At 42.3% G+C, this 16,723-nt stretch carries 14 protein-coding genes; 4 read left to right on the plus strand and 10 right to left on the minus strand.

Going from position 1 to position 16,723, the window contains the following annotated elements:
* Window positions 1-212: 212 nt before the first annotated feature.
* The 9 genes from yhbH to MUN89_RS17165 form a co-directional block, all read right to left on the minus strand.
* Window positions 213-1,376: a sporulation protein YhbH gene (yhbH, locus tag MUN89_RS17125; RefSeq protein WP_244713902.1), complete on the minus strand. Its 1,164-nt coding sequence runs from the start codon at window positions 1,374-1,376 to the stop codon at window positions 213-215.
* Between the two features lie 213 nt (window positions 1,377-1,589).
* Entirely contained in the window at window positions 1,590-2,342 is a 753-nt protein-coding gene (gene yidC, locus MUN89_RS17130; RefSeq protein ID WP_244708971.1) for a membrane protein insertase YidC, read from the minus strand.
* Window positions 2,343-2,377: 35 nt separating this feature from the next.
* The gene (locus MUN89_RS17135; RefSeq protein ID WP_244708972.1) at window positions 2,378-2,662 is read right to left on the minus strand and encodes a hypothetical protein; all 285 of its coding nucleotides are present in this window, start codon (window positions 2,660-2,662) and stop codon (window positions 2,378-2,380) included.
* 222 nt (window positions 2,663-2,884) lie between these two features.
* Complete coding sequence (gene odhB, locus MUN89_RS17140) at window positions 2,885-4,174, minus strand: 2-oxoglutarate dehydrogenase complex dihydrolipoyllysine-residue succinyltransferase (RefSeq protein ID WP_244708973.1); 1,290 nt, start codon at window positions 4,172-4,174, stop codon at window positions 2,885-2,887.
* On the minus strand, window positions 4,161-7,040 hold the full coding sequence (locus tag MUN89_RS17145; protein ID WP_256464000.1) for a 2-oxoglutarate dehydrogenase E1 component: 2,880 nt from the start codon (window positions 7,038-7,040) through the stop codon (window positions 4,161-4,163). Before MUN89_RS17145 ends, odhB begins: the two co-directional genes overlap by 14 nt.
* 201 nt (window positions 7,041-7,241) lie before the next feature.
* Window positions 7,242-9,344: an RNA degradosome polyphosphate kinase gene (locus MUN89_RS17150; RefSeq protein WP_244708974.1), complete on the minus strand. Its 2,103-nt coding sequence runs from the start codon at window positions 9,342-9,344 to the stop codon at window positions 7,242-7,244.
* Window positions 9,345-9,457: 113 nt separating this feature from the next.
* Window positions 9,458-11,002: a Ppx/GppA family phosphatase gene (locus MUN89_RS17155; RefSeq protein WP_244708975.1), complete on the minus strand. Its 1,545-nt coding sequence runs from the start codon at window positions 11,000-11,002 to the stop codon at window positions 9,458-9,460.
* 93 nt (window positions 11,003-11,095) lie between these two features.
* Window positions 11,096-12,991, minus strand: a complete 1,896-nt coding sequence (locus MUN89_RS17160; RefSeq protein ID WP_244708976.1) for a PrkA family serine protein kinase — start codon at window positions 12,989-12,991, stop codon at window positions 11,096-11,098.
* Between the two features lie 190 nt (window positions 12,992-13,181).
* Window positions 13,182-13,367, minus strand: a complete 186-nt coding sequence (locus MUN89_RS17165) for a hypothetical protein (protein WP_244708977.1) — start codon at window positions 13,365-13,367, stop codon at window positions 13,182-13,184.
* A 179-nt stretch (window positions 13,368-13,546) separates the two neighbouring features.
* On the opposite strand from MUN89_RS17165, the gene MUN89_RS17170 reads away from it, so the two are divergent.
* The 3 genes from MUN89_RS17170 to MUN89_RS17180 all read left to right on the plus strand — a co-directional run bounded on the left by MUN89_RS17170 (window position 13,547) and on the right by MUN89_RS17180 (window position 16,136).
* Complete coding sequence (locus tag MUN89_RS17170; RefSeq protein WP_244708978.1) at window positions 13,547-14,365, plus strand: lipoate--protein ligase family protein; 819 nt, start codon at window positions 13,547-13,549, stop codon at window positions 14,363-14,365.
* Window positions 14,366-14,386: 21 nt separating this feature from the next.
* Complete coding sequence (gene lipA, locus MUN89_RS17175) at window positions 14,387-15,331, plus strand: lipoyl synthase (protein ID WP_244708979.1); 945 nt, start codon at window positions 14,387-14,389, stop codon at window positions 15,329-15,331.
* Between the two features lie 142 nt (window positions 15,332-15,473).
* Window positions 15,474-16,136, plus strand: a complete 663-nt coding sequence (locus MUN89_RS17180; protein ID WP_244708980.1) for an outer membrane protein assembly factor BamD — start codon at window positions 15,474-15,476, stop codon at window positions 16,134-16,136.
* 29 nt (window positions 16,137-16,165) lie between these two features.
* Here MUN89_RS17180 and MUN89_RS17185 read toward each other — a convergent pair whose 3' ends face one another.
* Window positions 16,166-16,417, minus strand: coding sequence for a hypothetical protein (locus MUN89_RS17185; RefSeq protein WP_244708981.1), 252 nt, complete (start codon window positions 16,415-16,417; stop codon window positions 16,166-16,168).
* A 77-nt stretch (window positions 16,418-16,494) separates the two neighbouring features.
* Here MUN89_RS17185 and MUN89_RS17190 point away from each other — a divergent pair, with 77 nt between their 5' ends.
* Entirely contained in the window at window positions 16,495-16,722 is a 228-nt protein-coding gene (locus tag MUN89_RS17190; protein WP_244708982.1) for a hypothetical protein, read from the plus strand.
* Window position 16,723: the final 1 nt, after the last annotated feature.

Consider the following 16,723-nt stretch of genomic DNA (forward strand, 5'->3'; position numbering starts at 1 on the left):
TTATGTTAAAGAGTAGTAAATATTTCATGTTTTTAAGGGAAAAGGTTTACAAATGGACATTCCTTCCCTATAATAAGTAGTGTATTCTTCATATCATAACGATTCACCACAAATATCATAGCTGCTACGAGAAAAGCCGAGCTGCCTCAAGCTCGGCTTTTTTCGTGTTCAGCTGTTTTTTCATTATTCAACCCAATCTTAAGGTTTCATCATTAGCTCGGAACCTCTACACTTCCTTCTTCACTGAAAAACCCTTTCATCGCATGGAATACATCTGCCTTTTTACGAAGGATATGATACCTGAATTTCGGGTGATCAATTGACTTATAAGCTTGCATTAAACTGGACGCACGGTTGTATTGATTCACTTCCCCGTAGCCAAACATTTGTGAAACATTTAACAGCTCATTTATTAAAGCGACGCATCGCTTGTTGTCAGAAGTCAAATTGTCTCCATCTGAAAAGTGGAAAGGATAAATATTATAGCGGGCAGGTGAGTACTTTTCATGAATAAGCTCTAGCGCTTTTCGATAGGCTGAAGAACAAATGGTTCCTCCGCTTTCTCCTTTTGAAAAGAAGTCCTCTTCGCTTACCACTTTTGCTTGTGTATGGTGAGCGATAAATTCCACATCGACCGTTTCATAGTTTTTATTCAAGAAACGATTCATCCAGAAGAAAAAACTTCTCGCCATATATTTCTCCCATTGGCCCATCGAACCACTCGTATCCATCATGGCAATGACAACAGCCTTTGATTCAGGCTTTTCCTCATCCTGCCACGTTTTGAATCGAAGATCTTCAGGATAAATGGGAGAAAAAGTTGCTTCTCCGCCCAAAGCATTCCGCTTATAAGCTTCAAGCATAGTTCTTTTCTTATCGATATTACCAGTTAACCCGGTTTTACGTATATCACTAAAAGAATAATCTGTTTGAATGATGGTGTCTCTTTCTTTCTCATCTAAATTAGGTAAGGTAAGTTCCTTAAAAAATGCCTCCTCAAGCTCTGCTAAAGATACCTCAGCTTCGTAATAGTCTTCACCAGCCTGATCTCCTGCACCTTCTCCATCTCCCGGCTTGCCTTTTTTGGATGGGGCTTGAGCGACAACATCACCAATTTCACTATCGCCTTCGCCTTGACCAGCGTGCTTATTCTTATCATAATTGTAACGAATTTTATATTCATCAAGCGAACGTATAGGTATCTTAACGACACGTTTTCCATTCGACATTACAATATTTTCTTCTGTAACTAAATCCGGGAGCTGCTTCTGCATTGCATCTTTCACTTTTTCCTGGTGTCGCCGCTGATCATCATAGCCTTTCCGATGGAGGGACCAGTCGTCTTCGGCGATTACGAAACTTTTCTCATCTTCCATCATTTCCCCTCCTAGTCGAGTATTACTCTATCGTATGCAGGTCCACGTGATTGGATGAAACGAAATCTAATATAACTGAATATTTTGTGTTTTCCTCCTATAATTTGGTCAGGCTGGTGTCCTTAAACCAGTCTTGTCTATTCGTGCGCAAGTAAGAAATGGGATCATGCCCATAAAAAAGCCTGATGCTGGACTCGCATCAGGCTGACTCTATTATTTGGCCGGGACGGGCTGTTGATAAAGTTTTTTCGATATAAGAGTTTGCACGATTAAGAAAAGACCTCCAACTGCCCAATACAATGGCAAGGCTGCTGGTGCCGAAAAAGAGATAAACAAAATCATAACAGGAGAAAGCAGGCCGATCAGCTTCATTTGTTTTTGCTGCTGTTCCGTCATCCCCAGCATGGAAACTCTGTATTGAATAAAATAAAGAATCCCCGCCACGATCGCCATCGCTATATCAGGTTGTCCAAGATTAAACCAAAGAAACGAATGCGTCGCGATTTCATGGGAGCCGCGTATCGCATAGTAAAATCCCATGAGAATAGGCATTTGAATAATTAATGGCAGACACCCCATATTTAGAGGATTAATGTTGGTGTTGCGGTAAAGAGTCATCATTTCTGCCTGGATTTTTTGTTTATCCTCTTGACTTTTTGCCGCTTTCAGCCGGTTTTGAATATCGGTCATCTCCGGTTTGACAGCTTCCATCTTGAATTTCATATCCTGGCTGTTTTTAAATGTTTTCAGCATAAAAGGCATGAGAACAAAACGAACAGCAAGCGTAATTAAAATGATCGCGATCCCGTAATTCTCTCCAAAAGCATCAGCCACCACTTTAATTAAATCGATAAATGGCTGAACGAGGTATTTGCCAAAAAATCCATCTCCATTCGCAGCACTTTGCGGAGAACAGCCGGCAAGCAATAATCCAACTACACTCATAATTCCTAGCATTTTTTTCATTATATTTTCCTCCTCTATATTTGAATACGATTTAATCAAATATAGAGGCAGTGGTCATCATCGCTGGAGTCTTCTTTCCTTCTAACGGTTCGCTGGAGCCATTGCACCATTTCATTATCAGGCAGAACAACATATCGCCGTTCTTTCACTTCAATATTGCGTGTATCGGCGATTACCTGCCGAGTCGAAAGGCATCCAGATGGTTCGTGTACCATGTGGGACCAAATGGTTTGTACAGCGATCGTCATTAATAAACTTAGATAAATGGACAAAAACAATAAATCATAGGATCCATCCAGTAATTCTACAAATATAGTCATAGAGCAAAACTCTTTTCTTAAGTCTTAGTTGTCATACGAATAGGTTCGTCTTTAGTTTCAAAAACACTCTATTACTTATGATAAATCGCTTTCGAACAATTAGCAAGAAGAACTCTTTAAATTACCAGGACCTGAAGTAAACTCTCTACGGGCGATTTTAATTGGTAAACATTTCTTACCAAACTTAAACCCCGCAGGCAGTTGCCAGCGGGGTTTAATCCATTAACCTTCTAATAGCAGATCGTATGGATCTTCAATCATTTCTTTAATACGGCGCAAGAACTGAACCGCTTCTTTACCATCCACAATTCTGTGGTCATAGGATAAAGCAATATACATCATCGGACGGGCCTGAATTGTATCATCCGGCATGACTTTCGCACGCTTTTCGATGTTGTGAAGTCCAAGAATTCCTACTTGAGGAGAATTCAAGATTGGTGTGGAAAGCATGGAACCAAAGATACCCCCGTTTGTAATCGTAAAGGAACCACCTTGTAGTTCGTCGAGCTGCAATTCTTTATTACGGGCTTTGGTTGCAAGCTGAGCGATCTCTTTTTCAATACCGGCAAAATCTAAACGATCCGCATCTCTAACAACAGGGACTACAAGTCCTTCGTCTGTTGAAACGGCCATGCCAATATCATAGAATTTCTTCTTCACGACTTCATTCCCTTGAATCTCTGCATTGATTAATGGGAATTCTTTCAAAGCACCGACAGCTGCTTTTGTAAAGAAGGACATGAATCCGAGTTTAATGTCATGCTTTTTCAAGAAAGATTCTTTACGTTCACTACGCAGCTTCATGACATTGGTCATATCCACTTCGTTAAAGGTTGTAAGCATTGCAGAAGTCTGCTGTGCTTCCACTAAACGTTTAGCGATGGTTTGACGGCGCCGGGACATTTTCTCCCTTTCCACCGGTTTTGTAAATTCTGTTTTTTCACTGGTTTGCTGCTGTTTCTTTTCTTTCTTTTCCTGTTTAGGAGCTTCCTGTTTCGTTTCCTGCTTGCTTCCGCTAGCCGCTGCATCTACATCTTCCGGACGAATGCGTCCCAGTGGATCGCGGGCAGAAATTTCAGAGAGATCAATGCCTAGCTCACGAGCTTTTTTACGAGCCGCCGGAGTTGCAATAACTTCCCCTTTATTCTCATGATCAGCAGCTTTCTCCTGTTTCTCAGCCGCCGGTTCTTTCTGTTGCTTTTCTTCCTGCTTTGGTTGTTCCTGCTGCTCTTCTTCTTTATCTTGAGAGTCTTCTTCACTGGAACTTCCCGCTTCGCCATTTTCGTCGACCTTGGCTATAACATCGCCTACTTCTACGTCATCGCCTTCGTCTTTAAGAAGTTCGGAAATAACTCCACTGGCATCCGCATTCACTTCGACATTAACTTTGTCGGTCTCCAGTTCAAGAATTGGGTCGCCTTTTTCAACTTGATCCCCTTTTTTTACAAGCCATTCCGCTATCGTACCTTCTGTAATTGATTCAGCTAATTCAGGAACTTTAATTTCCTTCATTTGAATTTCCTCCTTTAGACATCTGTAGAGCTTCATAGATAATACGATTCTGTTCAGTTTTGTGGATGTTTGGTTCACCAACAGATGGTGAAGCACGATGCGGACGTCCTACATAACGGTGAATCTGATTTTCTTTCAGCAGCTTATGAAGGATTCCTTCTACAAAATACCAAGTGCCCATGTTTTGCGGTTCTTCCTGAACCCAGACTAGTTCTTCTAAGTTAGGGTAGGTTTCGAGAATGTCAGCAAGCATGGATTCTGGGAATGGATAGATTTGTTCAATCCGAACGGCATCAATGGTATCGAATTTATTGTTTTCGGCTTTTTCAACCGCATCTTCTATATCGACCATAATCTTTCCAGTTCCGAGCAGCAAGGATTTTACCTTTTCTTTCTCTTTTTTCGTTTCCTTCGTTAAGCCAGGTTGTCTAAGGATAGGCTGGAATTTTCCGTCGCTGAAGTAAGAGCCTTCCACAGCTACCCGTTGGTTTCTAAGCAGGCTCTTAGGCGTCATGAGTACCAATGGACGCGCTTCCTCCTGATTACTAAGCGCAGCCTGACGCCGTAATAGATGAAAATACTGGGCGGAAGAGGTTACGTTCGCAACTGTCCAGTTATTTTCAGCTCCCATTTGCAGGAATCGTTCAAGCCGTGCACTGGAGTGCTCAGGTCCTTGTCCTTCATAGCCGTGAGGAAGAAGAAAAACCATATTGGATTTTTCACCCCATTTGGCTCTTCCTGCAGCTACAAACTGGTCGAAAATCACTTGTCCCGCATTGGCAAAATCACCAAATTGAGCTTCCCATAAAACCAGTGCCTCAGGAGCCTGTACGCTGTAGCCGTATTCAAATCCAATCACACCAGCCTCTGACAAAGGACTGTTATGAATGTCAAAAGAGGCATTCGCTTGTTCCAGCCCGTGAAGCGGACAATACGTTTCCCCTGTCTCTACATCATGAAGCACCATATGACGATGAGCAAATGTACCTCGTTCGGTATCCTGCCCTGTAATACGAACCGGAATACCATCTTCCAAAATAGAGGCAAATGCCAGAGCTTCTGCCGTTGCCCAGTCCACTTTGTTTCCTTCATCAAGCATTTTCCCACGGCGCTGAAGGATTTTTTCGAGCTTCTTGAAACCATTAAAACCTTCTGGACGCTTCAGCATTCCTTCGTTCAAACTGCGGAGACGTTCTAAATCGATGGCAGTTTCAATTTCATCAAGTGGTCTTTCAACAGCACCGGGACGCTCTTTAACGTCAGGTTCTTCTGTTTCATGTTCACCCATATCGTTATAAACATTACGAAGTTTCGTTTCTACTGCTTCTTTATACTCGTCAAGAGCCCCTTCTTCGACAACACCTTCTTTAAGCAGTTGTTGTTCAAAAATTGCCGCCACAGTAGAGTGATCATCAATCTCCTGATAAAGCTGAGGCTGGGTGGCACGAGGCTCGTCCATTTCGTTATGGCCGAAGCGACGGTATCCTACTAAATCGATTAATACATCTTTATGAAAATGCTGGCGATACTCATAGGAAAAAGCCATGGCAGATAAGCAAGCCACCGGATCATCAGCATTCACATGAATGACCGGAATTTCAAAACCTTTTGCCAGGTCACTTGCATAGCGTGTAGAACGTCCATGACTGCGATTCGTAGTAAATCCTACAAGGTTATTTGCAATGATATGAATGGTACCGCCAGTCCGATATCCTGGCAGGTCACTCATATTTAATGTCTCAGCTACTACGCCTTCGCCGATAAATGCTGCGTCACCGTGGATTAAGACGCCAACGGCTTCATCTTGATCCATTTGTGCATAGCCGCGTTGACTGCGATCATCTTGAGCAGCTCTAGTAAAGCCTTCTACAACTGGATTCACATATTCTAAGTGGGAAGGATTGTGACTTAACGTCACACGGGTAGCAGATTGTTCCCCGCTTTCAATCTTACGGTAAGCTCCAAAGTGATACTTTACATCACCTGTCCAGCCGTAGTTAATTCCCATGGAACCTTCAGATGGTACAAGTTCTTTATCTGCAGAATGGTGAAATTCAGAAAAAATAATGTCGTAAGGTTTTCCGAGTACGTGCGCAAGTACATTCAAACGGCCTCTGTGAGCCATACCCATCATTATGTTATCGATCTCATCCGTAGAGGCTGAATGAACGAGATAATCCAACATCGGAACCATAATGTCCAGGCCTTCTATAGAAAAACGTTTTTGGGCAACGAAGGTCTTTGCCAGAAAATTTTCAAATCCTTCGACTCTTGCCAAACGCTTTAATAATATCTTCTTTTCTTCATTGGTCAGGTTAACTTGAAAGTTTCCTGAGTCGACCTTCTGCTGTAACCATTGCCGTTCATCATCATTATTGACATGATCAAACTCAAAAGAAATCGTGCCTGCATACCTTTCTTTCAAGGTTTGCACAACCTCATACGCATTTTTTAATTCTACAGGTGAGTTTGGCCATACCCATTCGGCTGGAATTTGCTTTAGATCCTCATCGCTTAAGCCATAATAATCGGGATCCAGCAGTTTTGTTTTTGGTCGTTCATCGCTTCCAACCGCATAAATATTAGCCTGCAGATGGCCATTACGACGAATAGCCTCAACAAGTTTCATTGTTGAGGTGACCTTTGAAATATCTGCTGATGAAGGAGCAGCAGCTCCATTGGTTTGGACAGTCTCTTCCGACTTCATCCAATCAGGCGCACCCTGCTTGTCGAATACTTCTTTTAAGGAAGGGTCAACAGAGGATGGGTCGTTTTGATACTTTTCATATTGCTCTTCAATATACCCCATGTTGGGGCCATGAAAGCTTTCCCAAAATCTTTCTTCGTTGGAGCCTTGATTAGACACGTGTAATACCCCCAAGTAGTTGTTGACTATTGTTGAATCGTAAACGTTTGCAAAACCCATTACCTATTATAGAATTGTATAGACTACATATTCAACATTTTACACTTATTTTTTGAAGCTTAACAACATTTCTATTATAACAAGAAAGACGCACCAGTTGGTACGTCTTTTTCTCATTTCCACGAAAGTTGTATGAATTTGTCACTCTTCATCTTCAAGTACACGATAAGCGCGTTCAAAAAGCTTCATCTGGCTGTTGATCCGTTCTTCGCCCTTCTTGGGCTCCACGTACCGGTAAGTTCCATCATTTTTTTGTTCCCTGGCCTTTACGTTGTCACGCAGCATCAAAGATAAAATCTTGTTTAAACGCCGCTTGACCGCTGGTTCATAAACCGGAAACAAAAGTTCTACTCTCTTCGCCATATTACGCGTCATCATATCTGCAGAGGACAAAAACATTCGTTCATCTCCATTGTGATGAAAGAAAAAGATTCGGCTGTGTTCTAAGAAACGACCGACTATACTGATCACCCGGATGTTATCACTTACTCCTTTTATCCCAGGACGGAGACAGCAGATCCCTCTAATGATCAAGTCGATCTGCACACCTGCCTGGGATGCCTCATAAAGCTTCATAATTAAAGCCTTATCGGTTAAGGAATTCATTTTAGCGATAATCCTGCCATTCTCGTGCTGCTTTTGGAAACGTATTTCATTGTTAATGTACCGGATAAAATCATTACGGATATCGAAAGGCGCCATCGATACATGATGATAGCGTGGTTTTTCAGTATAACCGCTGAGATAATTAAAGAAATCTGTCGCGTCGATTCCAAACTTCCGTTTAGACGTAATTAAGCCCATATCTGTATAAAGCGTAGCCGTTTGATCATTATAATTCCCTGTACCAAGATGAACGAAACGTTCAATTTTTTCATTGAGCTTACGGACAACTAACGTTATTTTACTGTGGGTTTTTAAATAAGTCATCCCATAAATGACATGACATCCAGCCATCTCAAGCTCTTTAGCCCATTGCACATTGTTTTCTTCATCAAAGCGTGCTTTCAGCTCTACTAGCACAGTTACTTGTTTTCCGTTTTCGGCAGCCCGTTTTAAAGCTTCAATAATGGGGGAATCCCCGCTTACACGATAAAGCGTCTGCTTAATGGCAAGGACATACGGATCGTCCGCAGCTTCTGAAACAAAGTCCACCACAGGTTCGAAAGATTCAAAAGGATGGTGCAGGAAGATATCCCTGCTGCCTGCAGCTTCAAATATATCATCTTCCCCTTCCAAATCACGTGGAGGCTGGGGCATCAGCGTTTCATAAACGAGGTGATCCTTATATTGGGAGAGTGTCTTATGAAATTTAAACAGGAAGGTTAAGTCGAGCGGGCCGTTGGTAATGTACAAATCATCTTTATGAATTTCCAGAACTTTGAGCAGAAAACGGACGACTTTTTCATCATACTTTCCTTCCCGGACCTCCAGCCTGACTGCAGCTCCCCATTTGCGTTTTTTTAATTCCTTTTCAATTTCCTTTAATAAATCCCTGGCACCTTCTTCATGGATCGTCATATCAGCATTCCGTGTAATGCGGAATTCCGTAATGGACTGTACAATATATCCTTTGAACAACTTATGGATGAAATGGCTGATAATCTCTTCCAGCAAAATAAACTGATGTTTCGATTCATGATCAATTTGAACAAACCGATTTAGAACTGCCGGCACTTGTACAATAGCGGTTTTAGTAACCCTGTCATCCATTTCAAAGGCATCCTGTAAAACTACAGCCAGGTTGATGGATTTATTCAACAGCATAGGAAAAGGCCGATAAGCATCGACAGCCATCGGTGTGAGAACTGGAAAGATTTCTTCATCAAAATACGTCTCCATCCGGTTGATTTCTTCCTTAGTTAAATCTTCCAGGGAAAGCAGCGTTATGTCTTCATTTTCTAACTCAGGCTTCATCTCCTGGAAAGCATCATATTGCTGGGCCACTAATTCATGGTTAATGGAAGCAATTCTTGCCAGCTGCTGCTTCGGCGTCAACCCTGCTTTATTCTCGGGTTTATTAAATCCAGCCTTCACCTGGTCCTTCAGCCCGGCCACTCTGACCATAAAAAATTCATCTAAGTTCGAGGAAAAAATTGCAAGAAATTTAAGTCTTTCAAGCAAAGGGTTGTCCTTATCCTGAGCTTCTTGAAGAACTCGCTCATTAAAGGCGAGCCAGCTTAGTTCGCGATTATTATAATAGAGCGGATTGTCTAATTCTTTTGTCTTTTCTTCAGAAACCATATTATACCTACACACCCTTTACGATTGTTGTCTCATTTAAAGATTAATTGACGAATTTAAGCGTCATATTAATTTTTTGTAAAGAACTAGTAAACATTTTGTGAAGGTAACACTTACACCATCTCGGCTTCTTGCTCTACAAAGGAAAGCTCAATCGACCTTTTTAATGCTTTTTCCAAATGTTTCTTCTGCTTTTCTGACTGGTACTCCTCCGGCATCCAGTCCCCGGTGCAGTAAACAGTGATGTGAAGCTCGCCATCATGACTGGCTACATAGAGATCTTGAACCGTCTGCCGTCTCGTACTGTCCAGGCTGTAGCAAAATTTAAGGAGCGCACCAAGCAGCCGGAGCTTCTTCCGTTCAGACTTCAGAAACCATTTCTTATAAGGGTTTAAAAACTGCTTGAAAATGGTTTTATTCTTGAATGAAGCAAGCAGAGCAAGGCGCAGTCTCTCAATATGCATCAGCCCGTCAATGGTCCGGTTTGCGAGCAAATAAAAAGTATGCTGGGAGCTCGATTCGTTATCAATATATTCCCCCAGATTAAATACATAACTCGCCCTTTTCACTTCTGTCCAATCTTCTTTAGTTAATGAACCGATTCCTTTTTCGTGGAGTTGGTGAAAAAGCTCATAAGCTAAATGCTGTACGTGATGAATTTGGGCGATATTAAGTTCAAAATCATTAATTAATTCCTGAATACTTTCTTCCAGGACATTTGGAAAAACCGATGTTCCCATATCCCGGGTCAGCTGCTCAAAGAAAACCCCGTCCCTTAAACCCTTACGGCTGAGAATAAAGCCGGCAGCCTGGACAGTGTCGTAAAGAGAATGAAAAACTTCAGTAGCAGGAAGGATAATGTCCGCCCGGTCTTTTGATAACCCCTCCACCTTCTGCAATTTTTTCATCGGAAGCGTGAAAAGATAATTTTTCACAAAAGAAAGGTCACTATCCTTCATTTTGTATTGGTGAAGACCTGCCAGCGGGTATTCCTTTAAATTTTGATCGATTTGAACAAGATTTCGAGCACCGCCGCCGATTCCTATTAAGGGAACTTTTCTGTCCCTTAACCAAGGCAAAGAATGAAACTCCTCCAATAGATAATGACGCAGCTCTGAAAATTCTGCCTCTGTAGGAAGATCTCGTTTAAAGAAATCCTGCTTCAACGTCAATGCTCCGAACGGAAAGCTGTGAGACTCAATCAGCTTACGATTTTTAAAATATGTAACTTCAGTACTTCCCCCGCCGATATCTACAGTAATACCCTCTGATATAGGCGTGGAATTTACTACGGCTAAGTAACCATAGAAGGCTTCTTCATGTTCGGAAAGAATCCGCATATGAAAGTCTGTCTCATTTGTCACTCTGTGCAGAATCTCAGTCTGGTTTGTGGCCTGACGAATCGTTGCAGTAGCTACACAAACCATTTCCTCCAGCTCATAAGAACTCGTAACTTCCTCGAAACTGTTCAAGGTTGTAATCAGCTTTTGAATCCCCTGATCCGATAAAGTCCCGTTAGAAAGCAGGTAATTTCTTAACCGGGCGACAGCTTTAACGTTTTCAATTTCACGCAGCCGTCCCCCTTTATCCCGTAAATAAATTACAAGTCGCATTGTATTAGAGCCGACATCAATAATTGCGTAGTACTTCCTTGACATTGTCCCCACCTACTTTTAATAATTTGGGGCAATTATAACATAATAGCCTTTCCGTGAAGGCAGGAAATCACGGAAAGGCTATCGTTAATAAAGTTATCGATTCAGCAGGCTTCCTACATATTTCAAGAGTTCATTTGCAGAGCTGGAATTATATCCGTGCTCATCGACTAAAGTAGCAACCACCTCGTTAATCTTCTTCAACTGCTGTTCATCCGGAGTTTTCGTAGAAGTTGTAATTTTTACTACATCCTTCAGGTCAGCAAACAGCTTTTTCTGGATGGCCTCTCGTAAACGTTCGTGAGACTGGTAATCAAATTTCTTCCCTTTACGGGCGTATGCTGAGATCCGAATCAAAATTTCTTCCCGGAACGCTTTTTTAGCATTTTCAGATACACCGATTTGTTCCTCAATCGAACGCATTAACCGTTCATCCGGATTAAGCTCTTCACCTGTGAGAGGGTCACGAAGCTTCGCTTTGTTGCAATAGGCTTCCACATTATCTAAATAGTTATCCATCAATGTCACTGCTGACTCTTCATAAGAATAGACAAATGCTTTCTGAACTTCCTTCTTGGCGATCTCATCATATTCTTTTCTTGCCAACGAAATGAATTCCAGATATCTTTCTTTATCATCACTCGATATAGAAGCATGACTGTCTAAACCGTCTTTAAGCGAACGAAGTACGTCCAGCGCGTTGATCGATGTCATTTCCTTCTTAATAATCGTGGAAGAAATCCGGTTGATCACGTAACGTGGATCAATGCCGCTCATTCCTTCATCCGAAAATTCTTTTTTCAGCTCCTCGACGTCTACATCACTAAAACCTTCCAATATTTCTCCATCATAAAGTCTCAGTTTTTTCAAAATATCGACCGAAGCTTTTTTAGATTCTTTTAATCTTGTCAATATGGAGAACATAGCGGCAACTTTCAGCGTATGAGGCGCAATGTGTACATCCCGGATGTCACTTTCACGGATCATTTTTTCATAAATCTTTTCTTCCTGGCTGTACTTAAGGTTATATGGAACAGGCATAACAATCATACGCGAATGAAGCGCCTCGTTTTTCTTGTTAGCAATGAACGACCGGTATTCCGCCTCGTTCGTATGAGCAACGATGAGTTCATCAGCTGAAATCAAAGCAAAACGTCCGGCCTTAAAGTTGCCCTCCTGAGTAAGACTCAGTAAATGCCATAAAAACTTCTCATCACACTTCAGCATTTCTTGAAATTCCATCATCCCTCGGTTGGCTTTATTTAATTCTCCGTCAAAGCGGTAAGCCCGTGGGTCTGACTCAGAGCCGTACTGGGCAATCGTGGAAAAGTCAATAGACCCTGTCAAGTCAGCAATATCCTGTGATTTAGGATCAGATGGACTGAATGTCCCAATGCCTGTACGTTTATCCTCAGAAAAGAAAATACGTTCAACTAGAACATCTTCGATTCGTCCGCCAAATTCTTTCTCAAGCCTCATCGTATTGAGTGGGGACAAGCTTCCTTCAATGCGAATGCCATATTCCTGTGCAAATTCTTCCCTTAAATGATGCGGTATTAAATGTAATGGATCTTCGTGCATCGGACAGCCTTTTATAGCAAACACAGCACCTTCATCCGTATGAGAATACTTCTCCAGTCCTCTCTTTAATAAGTTGACGAGCGTTGATTTCCCGCCACTGACTGGTCCCATGAGTAATAGAATCCGCTTCCTGACATCAAGCCTTCTTGCTGCCGGATGAAAATATTCTTCCACCAGTTTTTCCATTGCCGTATCCAAACCATAGATATCCTCATCAAAAAACTTATAGCGCTTATGGTCATGTTCTTCAACAACGCCCGCGTTTTTAATCATATTATAAACACGGGAATGTGCAGACTGGGCTAAATAAGGACGTTCTTTCAACATACCTAAATATTCAGCAAAAGTGCCTTCCCATTTTAATTCTTCTTCCTGCTCCCGGTGGTCTTGTATCTTCTTTAAAATATCCACTTAGCGACCTCCCCCGTCATAACAGACGAAATTTAATACATTCTATGCACTCTCATAACAATTCATGTGCAGTTTATAGAATGAAGAAGGCGTCTTAAAGGGAATGAGCAAATGTTCAAGCCTGTCCACGACTGTGTTTTTTCCAACGTATAATAGGAACAAAAATAAAATAAGTGACTGATCAAATGGATCAGTCACTATCGTCTTCCAATTCACTGTCATGCTTATACCGATTCAATTGGGCAATTGCCAAAACTAAGAAAATAGCAAATAAAAGTAGATTAAGCCAGCGCAAATCTTCAAACACAAAGGCCAGGACTGCCCAAATAACTGCGCTGAGGAAGAAAAGAATACAAGACAATAGCGTTTGGTTCATTGGACTCGCCTCCTCTTCTCAGTTTACACTACTTGCATAATTGACGTCTTCTGCTTGTGCTGTTAATAACTGGATTATTAATGATTCTATCACCTTTTGACACTCCCTTTCACCCTTGATAGAATGAATTCTGTATATTTTAACTAGGTAAAGGAATACATTTCGGAAAGAAGGTCAACATGATGGAAACATGGTATTATGTCGATTCCGGATACTGCACACCTGCAGTGAACATGGCGCTCGATGAAGCGCTTATGAACTGGCACCGCGATAAAAAAATCCCTCCAGTTCTGCGTTTTTACGGATGGGATCCGGCAGGTCTTTCAGTTGGATACTTCCAAAAAGTCGAAGGCAGAATTGACCTTGACGGGATTAGACGTCACGGATTTGAACTCGTGCGCCGGCAAACCGGAGGACGTGCTGTTTTACATGATAAGGAACTAACATACAGCGTCATTGTCTCAGAAGATCACCCGGAAATGCCTCCTTCAGTGAAAGATGCGTATCTGGTTATCTCTAAAGGCCTCTTAGAAGGGTTTAGAAACCTTGGTATTCACGCTGATTTTGCTGTTCCGGAAGGAAAGCTGGGTACTACTGGGTCTGCCGTATGTTTTGAGGAACCCTCCTGGTATGAGCTGATTGTGGACGGAAAGAAAGCAGCCGGCAGTGCCCAAACTAGAAAAAGAGGCATCATACTCCAGCACGGGTCCATTCCTATTGATGTTGATGATGAAAAACTATTCGATATGTTTATTTATAAAAATGATCGGGTAAAAGAACGCGCAAAGCGCGCTTTTAGTGATAAAGCTGTCGCAATCAACACAATCCTTGATGGTGAAGTTTCTTTTGAAGATACGAAAACCGCTTTTGAACAAGGTTTTAAAAAAGGCTTAGGAATCAATTTCGAACCCTTTAACTTAACTAGTGACCAGTGGGATGAGGTTTATAAGATCGCTGAAACACGTTACAATAATGATGATTGGAACTACGCACGCTAATAAAGGAGTGGACGTTAGTATATGTCTAAAAAGAATGAATACATAAGGAAGCCTGAGTGGCTCAAAATTAAAATCAACACGAATAAATCTTACACAGGCTTAAAGAAGCTTATGCGTGATAAAAAGCTCAACACCGTTTGTGAAGAGGCAAGGTGCCCTAATATCCACGAATGCTGGAGTGAAAGAAAAACAGCAACCTTTATGATTCTCGGGGATACGTGTACACGTGGATGCCGCTTCTGTGCCGTCAAAACCGGTCTTCCTAATGAACTGGACCTCGGCGAGCCGGAACGTGTAGCGGAATCCGTTGAAATTATGGGACTGAAGCACGTAGTCGTTACCGCTGTTGCCCGTGATGATTTAAATGATGGAGGGGCTGCCGTGTTTGCTGATACAGTCCGGGCTATCCGCCGCCGTGTACCTGGATGTACCGTAGAGATTCTTCCATCTGACATGAAAGGAGACTACGATAGTCTTCATACTCTAATGGGTGGGGAACCGGACATTTTCAACCACAATATCGAAACTGTCAGACGCTTGACGAAGCGTGTACGTGCCCGCGCTATGTATGACCGTTCCTTAGAGCTGCTGCGCCGGGTCAAGGAGATTCGCCCGAATACGCCTACTAAATCCAGCTTGATGGTAGGTCTTGGAGAAGAAAAAGAAGAAATTCTTCAAGCGATGGATGATCTCTTAGCTCACAATGTTGATATCATGACCATCGGCCAATACCTTCAGCCTACGAAAAAGCATTTAAATGTAGAACGCTACTACCATCCTGATGAATTCGAGGACCTAAAACAGATCGCGATGGAAAAAGGTTTTAAACATTGTGAAGCCGGCCCTATGGTTCGCTCCTCCTACCATGCCGATGAACAAGTAAACGAAACTTCCGCACAGCGCCGCATTAAATATATGCAAGGGTATGAATCCCAGGGAGAAGTTCTTGATAAAACAAACTTCTAACAAAGCAGCTTAGAGGATGTCCAAATTGGGCATCCTTTTTATCATCCATGGCTTTTGGAGCTATGGTATAATGTAGGCAAAGCTTGTCTGCATACCCTTAAATTTCCAATAAATAATTACCTAGAGAGGAGTGAGTACGCCGGTGAAAGTGCATGTTATACCACTGATTCTTTTCTTTCCATTATGTTTCCTATCGGCTTGCGGAACTTCTGGTTCGTTTACGAACGTCACGCCAGACGAAGAAGCAGAGCTTCGTTTACATATGAAAGACGGCCAGAAAGAAATTGAAGAAAAGGTTCCTGACTACAAAGAAGCAAAACCCTTTGATGAGATAGAATCCGATTCCTTAATAAAGGAAACAGAAGATGTACCTACTGAAGAGGAAATCATTACAGAAGAAGATGAAGAGAGCAGTCCTGCTGCTGATACAGAAGAGACGGGCAGCGGTCAGGGAGAAGCGGACAGCTGGAGCTCGTCAGGAAATTCCTCGAGCGATAGTTATTCACCCCCTGCCCATCATAATGGGGGTTCTCAATCAAGTCCTCCCGCTGAAAACGATGACTCTGACAGCTCACAGCCTTCAGAAGAACCTGATGACCAAACAGGCGTCGGTGATGAAAATGACCAGGATAACGACCAGGGGAATCAGGATGATGGATCAAATAACGGTGGAGACACCTCGAACCCAGAACCAGAGCCAGAACCTCAACCTGAACCAGAGCCGGAACCGACTCCGGACCCTGAGCCGGTAAACCCTGATCCCTTACCAGCACCTGAATCTCTTCCATTACCGGACTCTATGTAAAAAGTCGCCTTGTTCAGGCGACTTTTTTCTTACCAAAAATATCCAGGGTACCCGAAACCACCGTAAGGATATCCAAATCCTCCGTAACCAAATCCACCATACCCATAGATCGGTGGTCTGGCAATCGCACTGCCTAAGAATCCGCCTAAAAACCCTCCAACAAATGGAAGCCCAAAGAAGCGGCTGTCTTCTCCTTCGTAACCTGGTCCGTGGAATTGTCGTTCTTCATCTACATAATAAAAATCCTGATGGTAAGGATATTGGTATTGAAATTGATCCATTCTCTTCCCCCATTTCAATTCCTGGTTATTCACCTACTCTTCACCATATGTCTTTCACCTATTTTTCGTATAGGCGGATGGCTAGAGAAGTGGAATATTTCTTGAACTGGAAGCATTTTCTTCCGGCTGGAATTCACATGAATGACAATTTGAGGTATAATAACAAGCAGAAACGCTTGTCTGTATTGATTACAAAGGAGGCAGCCAGCATGAAGCTTACGATTATCATTCTCGTCTGTGTAACCTACCTCGTTTCCATCTTTGCTGCGGGTTACGATGAGAAAGCAGGATCACCAAAAAAATAAA

Origin of the sequence: Halobacillus salinarum (assembly GCF_022919095.1) — a bacterium.
Lineage (GTDB): Bacteria > Bacillota > Bacilli > Bacillales > Halobacillaceae > Halobacillus_B > Halobacillus_B salinarum.

Excerpts from the sequence above, each read along its gene's own strand:
- MUN89_RS17155 (WP_244708975.1), bottom strand. The coding sequence starts at position 11,002 with ATGTCAAGGAAGTACTACGCAATTATTGATGTCGGCTCTAATACAATG.
- MUN89_RS17135 (WP_244708972.1), bottom strand. The coding sequence starts at position 2,662 with ATGACTATATTTGTAGAATTACTGGATGGATCCTATGATTTATTGTTT.
- MUN89_RS17165 (WP_244708977.1), bottom strand. The coding sequence starts at position 13,367 with ATGAACCAAACGCTATTGTCTTGTATTCTTTTCTTCCTCAGCGCAGTT.
- yhbH (WP_244713902.1), bottom strand. The coding sequence starts at position 1,376 with ATGGAAGATGAGAAAAGTTTCGTAATCGCCGAAGACGACTGGTCCCTC.
- MUN89_RS17170 (WP_244708978.1), top strand. The coding sequence starts at position 13,547 with ATGATGGAAACATGGTATTATGTCGATTCCGGATACTGCACACCTGCA.
- MUN89_RS17190 (WP_244708982.1), top strand. The coding sequence starts at position 16,495 with ATGGCTAGAGAAGTGGAATATTTCTTGAACTGGAAGCATTTTCTTCCG.
- MUN89_RS17185 (WP_244708981.1), bottom strand. The coding sequence starts at position 16,417 with ATGGATCAATTTCAATACCAATATCCTTACCATCAGGATTTTTATTAT.
- lipA (WP_244708979.1), top strand. The coding sequence starts at position 14,387 with ATGTCTAAAAAGAATGAATACATAAGGAAGCCTGAGTGGCTCAAAATT.
- MUN89_RS17150 (WP_244708974.1), bottom strand. The coding sequence starts at position 9,344 with ATGGTTTCTGAAGAAAAGACAAAAGAATTAGACAATCCGCTCTATTAT.
- odhB (WP_244708973.1), bottom strand. The coding sequence starts at position 4,174 with ATGAAGGAAATTAAAGTTCCTGAATTAGCTGAATCAATTACAGAAGGT.
- yidC (WP_244708971.1), bottom strand. The coding sequence starts at position 2,342 with ATGAAAAAAATGCTAGGAATTATGAGTGTAGTTGGATTATTGCTTGCC.